The following is a 9,399-nucleotide window of genomic DNA, read 5'->3' as shown; positions in this document are numbered from 1 at the left end:
GGCGCGTCGCCTGGCCCAGACCGGATGTTGTGACATCGCGCCGGGCTTGACGGATGTGGAGTTCGATCGCATCGAGAGGACGTACGGCTTCGAGTTCGCCGATGACCATCGAGCGTTCCTCGCGGCAGGGCTGCCGCTGAACGTCCCGGTCGAGCCGGAGGAGGGGGTGTCCTATGCGTGGGAGAGGCCCTGGCCGGACTGGCGCGACGAGGACCCCAGTGCCATTCGCGAGCAGCTGGAGTGGCCAGTGGAAGGGGTGCTATTCGACGTGGAACACAACGCGGTGTGGCACGACACCTGGGGTGAGCGCCCGGCCGGCCGCGACGAGGCGCTGGCGACCGCGCGGCTGAGGCTGGCGCAGGTGCCACGTTTAGTACCCGTCTACGCACATCGGTTCCTGCCCGCCGGGCGTGGAACCGTCGGCCACCCGGTCCTGTCGATCTGGCAGACCGACATCATCTACTACGGCACGAACCTGGCCGACTACATCCATCAGGAGTTCGGCGGCCCAGGTACGGACAGCCCGGATCAGCGCAGGAACCAGAGCGCGACGGTGGCGTTCTGGCGGGACTTCCTCTGACCATCGGTGTGCGTCGGCAACCTGCAGGGTCAGCCGACGGCACCACCTTCACGAGCGCTTCGGGAGGCTCGCTCGCGCGGTGACAGTTCCTGCCACGAGCCGGGCGAGTCCGCCCGCAGCAGGCGGTCGACCATGTCTTGGGCATCGGTTTGCGAGTCGAACTCCCAGCGCAGCACCTTGCCCGTCTCACCGTCGCCCGACCGGGCGACGACCTTCCACCGGGTGTGGCGGACCAGCCAGACGTCGCGGCGCGCGAGACGCCCCCACACGCCGTTCCACCATCGCCGGACCACCTCATCCACAACCTGGATCGTACGCATGTTCGAGCAGGTGTCGGTGGCTGGTCGGCGGATAGTGGGCTATTCGCAGAGGTCCTCGGCACCCCGGCCATAGGTTTCGCAGCAGTCGGGACGGTGCTGGTAGATCCGTAGCTCGGCGCCGCGGTGGTGGCCGCGCTCGGGCGTGATCTCATACAGGCAGGCCCGCCAGACGATGGTCTCCCCGCCGCCGGCGACGATCTGCCCGTCGCCGGGCCCGCCGCGCAGGGGCACCCTCATGCCGCCGACGGTACGCACCTACCACACGCGAGACGGCAGATCTGGCGCGAGACCAGAGCTGCAATCAGGGCACGAAGCCATTCGAATCGACCGTGGCCGCTCCAGACGCGCCGCATCCCCGGCCCCACACGCTGCGCCTCGCACTGCGTATGGAGATGGTCGCGGGTTGTGCCGCATCCAGATTGATCACTAGGCTCCGACAAACCCACGTGGCGTGAGAACGGGAGGCGGTCTGTGCCTGTGACCGACACGATCAGCGGTGATCTCCAGGCCATGGCCGCCGGCGTCCACCGGGCGCAACAGCAGGTGGCAGCGGTCGACCATGTCGTGGAACAGATCGCCGCCCGGGCGGTCGCCTCCGGTTTCGCTGGTATCGCCGTTGGTGTGGCGCGGGTCCGTGAGACGACCGGTCAGGTCCGGGTGCGACTGACCTCGGTGGGAGAGGTCATCGCCGAGGCGTCGCGGTCGCTCGCCGCCGTGCCGCAGCAGCCGTCGCCGCAGGAGACCATCACCGCGCTCACACCGCTGGTGGCAGCACTCAACGCCGCAGACGGGGGCGTGATTGCGGCGGCAGCCGCGGTGGATGAGGCCCGGCGACTGGTGACGGCGGCGTTGCAGGGAGGCCAGCCGGGTCCCACCCTGACGCGCCTGCAACAGGTGAGCCAAAGCCTGATGGAGGTTCGAACGCGGGGGGCCGAGGCCCGCCAGCACGTCGATACGGCGCTGGCGCAGGCCCGGCAGGTCGGTGACCTGGGAAACTGATGCCGGGCGGCGGCGAGATCAACCGACCGCCCACCACGCAGGCAGACGACGTCCCCCAGCCGGTCGGTTCAGAGTGGGAACGCACCGAACCCGACGCCCTGCCGGGCACCGTGCGCGCCGCGGTCGAGCGTCTGCAACCGCGTCCCGCAGGCAGCACCCGCCCCACCCTCGGCGTATTCAACGGCGAGGAGATCACCTCCGGTGGAGGCGACCGGTCACTCGCGGCTGACCTGGACCACGACCCGCTGCGCGGCCCGCCGGTAACCTTCTACGACCACGTCGAGTCCAAGGCCGCCGCGCGCATGCGCCGCACGGGCAGCACCGAGTCGGACCTGGCGATCGACAACACTGTCTGCGGCACCAACGACCGCGACCAAAGTTACCCCTGGACCTGCGACAAGATACTGCCGGCCATTCTTCCGAACGGGAGCCGGTTGCGCGTGTGGGTCACCCGCGACGGCGGCGTCACCTGGTGGCACCGCGTCTACATCGGCACCGGAGAAAGGATCACCAAATGACGTTTCTGCTGCGCGACTACCACGGCCACACCTACGAGCTGACCAACCCGCAGGAGGCTGGCCGCCGCTTCGACGAGCAGATCGAAGCGATCATGCCGCACGGCGGCTGCGGGCAAACCCTCACGATCGGCACCGCCGACCAGCCCGCCCTGCGCATCGACATCGACATCGACATCGACCGCGCGGCACTGCGCTGGCTGCCCGACGGCACCTACCCCTCCACCTCACCCCCGACACTCCCATCGCCGTCTACGAGTCACCCGATACCGGCCTGGGTGGAGATCCCCGCCGACCTCGCCCGTGTGACGGCGGCGACTGCCCGCGCCGCAGTCATCGAGTACGCCACGACGGGCCAGCGCCCCACTAACCTCGACTGGAGACACGAACAGCACTCCAGCTCATGACTGCGCAGCTCTCCGACCCGCGCCGGAACGAGGAACCACACCTCGATCTTGGCCGCTGACCGTCAAGACGTCGAGCTCCACCTGGGCGAAATGAGCGCGCCCTGCCCGGTTGGGTCAGCGGCCTGCCTTCGCGTGATACTCGTCGACGATCTCCTGCGGGATCCGGCCCCGGTCGGAGATGTCCTTGCCGGCCTTCTTGGCCCAGGCACGGATCGCCTTGTTCTGCTCACGGTCGGCGGTGGCGCCGCCCCGGCCCCGGGCGGCCCGGCCACCCACGACCACACCGCCGCGCCCCGACTTCGTGCCGTGCGCGAGGTACGGGGCGAATGCGTCCCGCAGTTTCTCGGCGTTGGTGCTGGACAGGTCGATCTCGTACTGAACGCGGTCGAGGGCGAACTTGACGGTCTCGTCAGCGTCCCCGCCGTCCAGGTCATCAACCAGTCTATGGATGATCTGCTTGGCCACGTCCCACATCCCTTCCAAAACACGGTGTGAATATCAAAGTCGCAAGCACGATAATCCGTAGGGCACTTGCCATGCCAACAGGACGCGGTGAAAGCCGGTAGCGACTACTGCGGGGCGGGTCACGGCAAGAATGATTTCTGCACTCCCTGGCAAGCAAGCATCCTTGGCGAGTAAGCGGATGAGCACTGTCAGTTGACGCGAGTGGGCTGGACCTCGCGACTATCGCCCACCTTTGCCTGGCCCGCTGAATGGCAGCCTTCGTATAACAACACTCCGTGGCCTCCGTGTATGGAATGTGTGGGCGCTACGGATGAGTTCACACCTCACAGCCGATGCGCGCAGCTACCTGACGGGTCCTGCGAGCCTCTGATGGAACGCAAAGCTGCCACTGACGAGAGGCCGTGCGCTCGTGGGACGGGAGCCATGAGGGCTTCGTTGGCCAGCCACTGCTCGGGCTCGCACGGTCCATCGATGACGTCAATCTGGTGCTTGATGACGAGCGGTGAGGGCATCCGTACCTGCTCCTGGCAGGCCGCCGAGGTAGACACCTTCATCACCGAGCAGCAGCGGCTCGTCATAGACTGACAGGTCAGGGCGAGGGTACTGGCAACGTCGGATATCAGAACTCTCCGAATACCGAGGCCTGCTTCGGAGTGTCGGCACGCAACGGCGGCCGAGCCGCCGGCCTGCCCCTCAGTTCGGCCAGCACTCGACACGTACGGGCGTCTGGTAGTCGCGATGGCCCACGCGCTCCGCTGGCGTGACGCATCTGCCGATCTCTGATCGCAAGGGGCCACCATTGTGAGCGTTTCTGAGACCGGCGTAGTGACCTCAACGGTGGCAACCTCTTGGTCAGTCGGCACCACCTGGCTTATGTGCAGGAAGTGATGCTGCGGCGTTGTTCGGCTCAGCCGTGCCCCTCTCCTGATCTTCCACTACGCGTCGGAACCTGACGAGGCTATCGACCGGCTACGTCCCTCAGCCAGCCGTCTAGGCCGACGAGACGTCCGGACTCGATGTGTCCTAGCGCCCGGCTGATGCCCTTACCGCGGGGAGGAATGGGTGCTCCATAGGCAGCATGCGGTCCAGCCGGGTTGACGTGGACGACAGCGGAGAACAGCGGGCTGTTCTGGCGGCGAACTTCGCAAGCCGCAGCAAGCCTGGCAGGGTCGAACTCGTTGGTGACGAGCACATAGTCGAAGTCCTCGCCAGCCTCCTCAAGCTCGGCATAATCCCGGAAGTCGCTGACGAACTGCTCTTCCCGGTCGCTTCTCACGCTCCATTTGCAGGAAACGAGCGTCCGCCTCCCGGTGGCCCCCTGAACAAGTGCGAGGTCCACCTGCCGCGGCTTGCTGTTGGCCCTTGGCTGGCGGAACCCCGGCAGCTGGTGCAACAGCGGGCGGACATGAATGGTGTGGGTGCGGGCTATGGCCGGAATCCGGCTCAGGAGGGCACTCACCGTGTCCTCGAAACCTTCGCCGACCAGGTTCTTCCGCTTGTTCTCCAGGCCGACGTGGGCGTAGATCCTCTCCGCCAGTTCCCTGAGGGCGGTGGGTGACGGCCGCTGCGCGAGGAACGGGTCAAGCACCTCGATGATGATCGACTCTAGCTCGGGGTCCTCACCCGGTTCGGGTAGCCCCATCCCCTCATAGGGCCGGCGCTGGCCAGAAACGGTACCTAGCAAGCGCGCGCGATTCCGGGCGGCGACATGCGCCAGATCAGCGGTGGCGTGCCGAAAGAGGTAGTCGATGTGCTTGTCCAGCTCGCCCGGCGCGACCCCCAGAGCCTCCGCCGACCAGACATGGAACGCAAGGCTGCGTGCGTACCAGGGGCGGCCGGGCTGGCACTTGTCGCTCTCATAGCAGTGGGCTAGGCCTGTGGTTCGGTCGATCCAGAGCAGTAGGCGGTAGACGTGTCGCCAGGCGTTCTCCGGGGTCACTGCCTCGGCGCTCGAGAAGTACTGTTGCAGGAGCCGGGCGCGGTTCTCCTCGCCGAAGGCGCGGGCACTAGCTTCGCTCGTTGAGCCCCCGGGGGCACTACCCAGTCCCGGTATGGCCACCTGATCTCCAACCACGCGCCGAGAGTACTAGGCATGCCCATCCTTCGGTATCCCGCTCGACAGGCCGAGCCGTCCTTGCGCACGCCGTGGCAGGTGGCGAACGTTGTGCAATAGTTGATCAGCAGCCGATCCGGGATCGAGGCGTCTTGTCGCCTGTTGCGATCAGGCTGGACTCAGGAGACTCGGACAGAATGTACGGAGCTATGCCAGACCACTTGTCGAGAGCGGGACGCTCACGTGTGATGGCCGCCATCCGGTCTAAGAACACCAAGCCTGAGCTCATGCTCCGGCAGGCATTGAGAACCTCGGGAGTGACAGGCTACCGCATTCATCTCGCGTCTCTCCCCGGAAAGCCGGATATCGCCTTTACGCGCTGGCGCTTGGCCATATTTGTGGACGGTGTCTTCTGGCACGGACACCCGGATCATTTCAAGCCGCAGCTGGCCAGCCCGTATTGGAGGGAGAAGATAGCGAGGAACCAGGAAAGAGATATGAGAAACGATGCCGCGCTGGCGGCCATCGGCTGGACGGTCTTAAGGGTCTGGGACACGCAGGTCAAGGAAGATCTTGGTGGTGTTACCCAGAGGGTCGCCGATGCACTTAGGGCGCTGGGTCGGCCTGACGTGCCGCGATGATGGCTTAGCCATTGGCCCCAGCAAGATTGGTTGGCGTCTCGATAGACGACGACTGCTGTGCCTGCCCGCTCTGCTCGCGCCGAGCGTTGATGAGGAATCTCACTCGTTGTGCGATGGCCTCGGCCAGCAGTGGTGGCACGGCATTGCCTACCTGTCGGTAACGAGAATGTGCCTGCCCTCCGTCGATGCGGCCAGGCAGGGCACCACGCCGCGGGTCGGTGGTGAACACGAAGTGGTCAGGGAAAGACTGTAGCCGAGCGAACTCCCTGACGCTGAGGGCGCGTGGCATTCGGTAGTGGTAAGCTGAGTCGGCCTTTGTGTTCAGCGTCCAGGCCCAGACGCCGGGGTGCAGGCGCCGATATGCATAGAAGTGGGCACGCCCGAGCTTGCCGCTGTCAGTGCTAGGTCCCCACTTCTCGCCACTGATGTAGCGGGCAGTCAAGGCCTCAGTAAGATCGCGATGATTGCCGCCGGCTGGGATCCCCTTTAGCCGCGTGACGGTGTCTGAATTAATTCTAGGAACGCTGACGTTCCATATCTTGTCCTCCAACTGCTTCCGCATCAGGCGCTGGTATGCCGATGCAGCCTCCTTCATCTCCCCAATGGGCATCGCCTCCTCGCGTCGCCCCGCCTTTAGGTTCCGTAGGTCGGAGAGTGCCTGGTCAGCCGAGACCACGGCGAGATTGTCCGGGTCCTCCAGATCCTTCAACAGGGCAGCCGCCCGCGCCTCGTCTCGACGCGTCTCTAGTGCGTACTTTCCCTTTCCATGGCGAACGAGGGCGAGATGGAGAGTTGCCTGAGTCCCCTCGAACACCGGCGGCGTCTCACCAAGGTCGCTTCGTAAGCCTACGAATACCAGACGCTTGCGGGTCTGCGGAACACCAAAGTCGGCGGCGTCGAGAAGATTCGGCTGGACATTATAGGCGCCGCCGAGTTCAAGGTCCTCTTTGACTTGCTCCAGTACGCCCATCTGAGCCATGCCCGGTACATTTTCCATTACGAATGCGAGCGGCCGGATTTGTCCGACTGTCTTCACGAATTCCCGGTACAGCGAATTGCGCGGGTCGTCGATAATTCTTGAATGGTTACGAACCTGCGAGAAGGCTTGGCACGGTGGCCCACCCACAACCACGTCGACGCCCCGCCCGACCTCGATGATGTGCTCATGCAACTCAGGCCGCCGGATATCGCCACAAATGGCTTGTGCGCCCGGAAAGTTGAGGGCGAACGTGGCGCACGCGTCCGGGTCGATGTCGCTGGCGCCAGCGATCTCAAAGCCGGCCTGCTGGAACCCTTGGGACAGGCCGCCGGCCCCAGCGAATAGGTCCAGCACGCGCGGCTGCACGGGCAGGAAGTCGACCTCAGCGCACGACGCCACATCGGCTTCGAGCCCAGGCAATGGCAGTGCCAGTTGCGTGACCACGCAGCCCCCTTCAACCCGCCCCGTCACGCCGCGTACGCGCGGTGTTACCGCAGGGTCAATTTTGGTCCCGACCGCACGTAAGTCGCGGCCGCCGCGCCGGATGACGCGCCTGCCATATTTGATCCTCTCCTACACCCGTTCGACAAGTCGTTGCCCCGGCTCGCCCACCTGCCCGTGGGAGCCATCACCTTGATGTCCACCGACGTGCGCCCCTGGGCCGCTCGCCTTCGCTGCCCTCGGGCTACTCGTAGCCGGAGCCTTGCCAGGCTAGGAGGCTTGCCGGGACAGGCTTTTACAACTGGTCGAGCACGAGCGACGGCGGCCGCTTCAGGGCCTGGCGGCCGACGAGTCCTACCGCAGGCACCCGTATCGCTGACCGCATCGGACTGGATATAACGCAGGTCCAGCGTGTCCGCCCCCCCGTCACCGCGGCTCGCTTGGATCCGCTGCCGGCGCACCGTCCTCGGTCATGGTCGAGAGGGGAAGCATGCGACCTGGTCGTTGGCTCATGGGTTGCCGCCCCGGTCAAGGCTTGCGCGGTTCGCGATAAGCGAGCTGCGTATAGCTGGCGATGAAGGACCCTGCATCGAGCTTCAATGCGGTGAGCTGCTTTTCCACATCTGCGGGCTTGTCACTCGAGGCAATGGCCCGCGCGAAGCGGCGGACTGCGGCCTTGAGTCCCCTCAGCTTCTGTGCGTTGATCACGCGCGTGTTCAGCGGCGGCGTTCCGGCCTGTTCGATGACGTGACTGGGGTGCACCATGATCGGGACGACGTCTGCGCCACCGCCATATTCCTTGTGACACCAGTTGACTGATCCGCCAAGCTGGTTGATGTGATGCTTCCAGACTAGCGGAGCTTCGGCCCCAGTCTTCGCCTCGATCACCCAGTAGGCGTGGTGGCCAACGTTCCAAAGAACGTCACATCCGATGCCGTAGTCTCGCTCGGGCATCTGAGACGTAAACCCGAGATGAAGGCCAAGTTCTGCAAGGGCGGCTTCCGCCTCGGGCGTCCGCTCCTTGTCCCACTCGATGTCAGCCATCATGGCGTCCATCCCTAGGATTAGGTCGTGCCCGGTGAGGTACCGTTCTGATAGGTACGTCGATGCCTGCTGCGCCTGCGCAGAAGGGGCCCCGATCCTGTCGTATTCCATACCTCCGCGGGGCTTGAGAACAGCGGTATTAAGCCGTCCGGCGTCGGTGAGCGCCTTTTGGGCTGCAACGGGGTCTAGTGAATGCAGATAGGTTGCCTGGGTCTCGCCCAGCCAGCCGGCCAGCGGGCTGTCACCGCTGCTGCGGGCGGCATCGACGGCGGCCTTTGCATGAGCGGCCGCTTCGGCGGGGCGGTTGCCGACCGCGCTGTTGTAGGCAGCGCGCAGGTGGATGGCGGATGGGGAGACTGACGCCGGACTGTAGGTGATTCCGACGAGTGCCTCACGAGACAGTTTCCGGAAGCCGGGGTCGTCGTCAATAACCTGAGTGATGACCTGTTGTAGGGCCTCCACGTCGCTGCCTTCCAGGCGAGCGGCGACCTTGCGGGACACATCGAGTTGAGCGCGAGTCGCGGCGGACATCCGATCGGCATACTCAGGGTGGGCCAGCAACTGGATCAGCCGGGAGCCGAGCAGCAAGACCACGCAGCGGTCGTCACGGCTGCGCACACCGCGACCCATGCCCTGTTCGAGACGCTGCAACTGCCGGGTCACCATAGCCTCGCTGTCGCGCAGCGCGATCGCTTCGCGGCGTTCGATGCCGTTGTACGCGAATGGCAGGCTGTCCACGATGAGTAACCGGCACGCCTGGTCGGGTAGGTCGATTCCGTCGTAGCGGTTGATAATCACGACCAGCCCCACGTGTCCTCGTGTGAGCCGGTCTACCGCTGCGGTGATCTGCTCAGCCTTGCTGACGGTCAGGTCGGCCTCGTCGGTCCACACGCTTGCCTGGCGCTTGCTCGGCACCAGTACGACAACGTTATGCTGCTGCGAGACCGTGCGCGCT

11 protein-coding genes are annotated in these 9,399 nt (G+C 65.3%); 5 read left to right on the top strand and 6 right to left on the bottom strand.

The window, feature by feature from the left end; translation table 11 throughout:
• The coding region (locus tag MCAG_RS29320) for a hypothetical protein (protein ID WP_036378392.1) at positions 1 to 580 on the top strand (580 nt) is incomplete at its 5' end.
• A 29-nt stretch (positions 581 to 609) separates the two neighbouring features.
• Here the strand turns inward: MCAG_RS29320 and MCAG_RS29315 are convergent.
• On the bottom strand, positions 610 to 882 hold the full coding sequence (locus tag MCAG_RS29315; protein ID WP_050778249.1) for a hypothetical protein: 273 nt from the start codon (positions 880 to 882) through the stop codon (positions 610 to 612).
• A 57-nt stretch (positions 883 to 939) separates the two neighbouring features.
• Positions 940 to 1,137 (bottom strand): hypothetical protein, encoded by a 198-nt coding sequence (locus MCAG_RS29310; RefSeq protein WP_036378389.1) that lies wholly within the window; start codon positions 1,135 to 1,137, stop codon positions 940 to 942.
• A 240-nt stretch (positions 1,138 to 1,377) separates the two neighbouring features.
• Between MCAG_RS29310 and MCAG_RS29305 the strand changes: the two genes are divergently transcribed.
• The 3 genes from MCAG_RS29305 to MCAG_RS29295 are packed head-to-tail and all read left to right on the top strand — an operon-like array spanning position 1,378 to position 2,821.
• A complete protein-coding gene (locus MCAG_RS29305) occupies positions 1,378 to 1,899 on the top strand; it encodes a DUF6244 family protein (RefSeq protein ID WP_232290440.1) in 522 nt (173 codons plus the stop codon).
• On the top strand, positions 1,899 to 2,417 hold the full coding sequence (locus MCAG_RS30075; RefSeq protein WP_007076552.1) for a DddA-like double-stranded DNA deaminase toxin: 519 nt from the start codon (positions 1,899 to 1,901) through the stop codon (positions 2,415 to 2,417). Before MCAG_RS29305 ends, MCAG_RS30075 begins: the two co-directional genes overlap by 1 nt.
• On the top strand, positions 2,414 to 2,821 hold the full coding sequence (locus MCAG_RS29295) for an Imm1 family immunity protein (protein WP_036378384.1): 408 nt from the start codon (positions 2,414 to 2,416) through the stop codon (positions 2,819 to 2,821). The genes MCAG_RS30075 and MCAG_RS29295 overlap by 4 nt, the downstream gene beginning before the upstream one ends.
• Positions 2,822 to 2,935: 114 nt before the next feature.
• Here the strand turns inward: MCAG_RS29295 and MCAG_RS29290 are convergent, their stop codons facing one another.
• Positions 2,936 to 3,286: an Lsr2 family protein gene (locus MCAG_RS29290; RefSeq protein WP_304412206.1), complete on the bottom strand. Its 351-nt coding sequence runs from the start codon at positions 3,284 to 3,286 to the stop codon at positions 2,936 to 2,938.
• Positions 3,287 to 4,244: 958 nt separating this feature from the next.
• Entirely contained in the window at positions 4,245 to 5,360 is a 1,116-nt protein-coding gene (locus MCAG_RS29285; protein ID WP_007076549.1) for a hypothetical protein, read from the bottom strand.
• 176 nt (positions 5,361 to 5,536) lie between these two features.
• Here MCAG_RS29285 and MCAG_RS31635 point away from each other — a divergent pair, with 176 nt between their 5' ends.
• Positions 5,537 to 5,980 (top strand): very short patch repair endonuclease, encoded by a 444-nt coding sequence (locus MCAG_RS31635; protein ID WP_369751393.1) that lies wholly within the window; start codon positions 5,537 to 5,539, stop codon positions 5,978 to 5,980.
• Positions 5,981 to 5,984: 4 nt separating this feature from the next.
• On the opposite strand, the gene MCAG_RS29280 is transcribed toward MCAG_RS31635, so the two are convergent.
• Positions 5,985 to 7,403 (bottom strand): DNA cytosine methyltransferase, encoded by a 1,419-nt coding sequence (locus tag MCAG_RS29280; protein ID WP_198141804.1) that lies wholly within the window; start codon positions 7,401 to 7,403, stop codon positions 5,985 to 5,987.
• Positions 7,404 to 7,928: 525 nt separating this feature from the next.
• Positions 7,929 to 9,399, bottom strand: a 1,471-nt coding sequence (locus MCAG_RS29275) for a helicase C-terminal domain-containing protein (RefSeq protein ID WP_007076546.1), incomplete at its 5' end; no start/stop codon positions are given.

Origin of the sequence: Micromonospora sp. ATCC 39149, from assembly GCF_000158815.1 — a bacterium.
Classification (GTDB): domain Bacteria; phylum Actinomycetota; class Actinomycetes; order Mycobacteriales; family Micromonosporaceae; genus Micromonospora.
This window is presented reverse-complemented; position numbering and strand designations above follow the sequence as displayed.